The organism is Kineococcus vitellinus (assembly GCF_009906315.1).
GTDB classification, from domain to species: domain Bacteria; phylum Actinomycetota; class Actinomycetes; order Actinomycetales; family Kineococcaceae; genus Kineococcus; species Kineococcus vitellinus.
Genome location: NZ_JAAALL010000487.1, coordinates 1 through 1,931 on the forward strand (window position 1 = coordinate 1; position 1,931 = coordinate 1,931).

Annotated in this window: 3 protein-coding genes; all 3 read right to left on the reverse strand. The window is 75.0% G+C overall.

Annotated elements, in window-relative coordinates; genetic code table 11:
- Positions 1–105: 105 nt before the first annotated feature.
- Entirely contained in the window at positions 106–492 is a 387-nt protein-coding gene (locus tag GTQ99_RS22700; RefSeq protein WP_166617935.1) for an ATP-binding protein, read from the reverse strand.
- A gap of 144 nt (positions 493–636) precedes the next feature.
- Positions 637–1,254, reverse strand: a complete 618-nt coding sequence (locus GTQ99_RS22705) for a TMEM165/GDT1 family protein (RefSeq protein WP_166617936.1) — start codon at positions 1,252–1,254, stop codon at positions 637–639.
- A 22-nt stretch (positions 1,255–1,276) separates the two neighbouring features.
- The coding region (locus tag GTQ99_RS22710) for a Pr6Pr family membrane protein (protein ID WP_166617937.1) at positions 1,277–1,931 on the reverse strand (655 nt) is incomplete at its 5' end.

A 1,931-nucleotide genomic window follows, 5' to 3' on the forward strand; every position in this document is an offset into this window, starting at 1 on the left:
GGGACGGGGTGGAGCGGGAGCCGGACGGCCATGGCGATCTCCTCGGGGCGGGTGACGTCCAGACCGCCGGGAGGAGCGGGAGTCATCGGCCCGGGGCCGGGTCGCTCAGGCGCCCAGCTCGAACCAGACGGTCTTGCCGAGCGGGCCCACCCCGAGCTCGGTGCCCCAGCGGGTGGACAGCAGCTCCACCATCGCCATCCCGCGCCCGCTCTCGGCGTCGGCGCGCTGGGCCCCGATGAGCGGCATCCCGCCGCCGTCGTCGGAGACCTCCAGGCGCAGCGAGGAGCCGTCGACCCGGCTCAGGGAGACCCGCACCATGCCGTCGCCGTGGACGACGGCGTTGGTGATGACCTCGCTGGCCAGCAGCAGCGCGGACTCGACGGTGTCCTCCTCGACCTGGGAGGCCGCCACCCACGGGGCGCACCACTCCGCGATGAGCCAGCGGGCGACGCCGACCGAGCGCGGGCTGGGCGGGAGGACCACGTGGAACACCGGTCCACTCCCTCCCCCCGAGGACGTCGCCGCCGGCGCCGCGGCTGCTCCACGACGTCGACCACCAGCACGCGTGCGAGCCGAGCCGTCACTGCGCGTCCACAGTCAATCACCCAGGCGGCCCCTTGTCCCGGTGCGGGGCGCTCAGAGGGGCAGGTCGACCCCGGCCACCTCCAGCAGCGTCACCAGCGCCAGGACCGCGCACACGGTGCCGCCGACGCGGCTGACGGTCGCGACGCTGAGCCTGCGCATCAGGGTCGCCCCGGCCGCGGCGGCCAGCGCCGAGACCACCAGCAGCGCCGCCCACGCGCCCGCGAAGACCGACAGCGGGTCCTCGTAGCGGGCCGCCAGGCCGGCGGTGAACAGCTGCGACAGGTCGCCCCACTCGGCGAGGAAGACCACCCCGAAGCAGGCCGCGACGCCCCGCAGCCCGGGCCTGCCGCCGCGCACCTTCTCCTCGTACTCGTGCAGCGCCTCCTCCTCGGCCTGCCGGGCCCTGGCCGCACCGCGGAAGAGGGTGATCGCGCCGACGGCGAACAGGGCCGCCGCCACCGCCGCGACCGGGCGGTCGGGCAGGCGCGCGAGGAGCCCGCCCGCGACGACGGCGATGGCGCACTGCACCGCGAAGGCCAGGCCGACCCCGACCCACGCCGTCAGCGGGCGGTAGCGGGTCGCCAGGACGAGCGTCGCCACGAACGTCTTGTCGGGCAGTTCCAGCAGCAGCACGGGCAGGAAGCTGGCTGCCACGACGGCGGGTTCCACGGATCTCCAATCGGCGGTCGCCTCATGGGAGCACACCGCCCGCCCGTCGCGGAAATCGCCCGAGGAACCGGTCGGCGAGGGCGAACAGCACGGCCAGCAGGCCGAACGCGACGACGAACACCGCGACGGCGAGAGACACTCCGCCCCAACCGATCCGGTCGACGTCGAGGAACCAGTAGGGGTACCGCACGACGGAGTTCGTCAGCTGCCCGCGGACCAGCGCGAAACCCGCGTACGCCAGCGGGTACAGCAGCCACACGAGACTTCGGCGCACCGAGAAGCCGGGGTGCGGGCGGCCGAAGACCCAGTCCACCAGCGCCAGCAGCGGGGCGGCCACGTGCAGCAGGTCGCTGGCCGGGCGGCCGGAGAGCAGCAGCACCGCCCCCGGCCCGCCGCCGGGCACGAGCACCGTGTTGTAGACCGCGAACGTCACGGTGACGAAGAACGTCGCACCGCCGACGACCAGCGGCGGCGGCTGGCGGCGGCGGGCCGCCCCGGCCAGCAGCGACCACAGCAGCACCGCGGCCAGCAGGAGGTTGCTCTGGATCGTGAAGAAGACCAGCTTCGCGCCCAGGCCGGCCGGGCCCAGCCGGGGCTCGGCGAAGGTGGCCGAGGCGTCCCACAGCACGCCCGCCAGCACGCAGGTCAGGGCGAGCAGGCGCAGCGCGGTGGAGGCG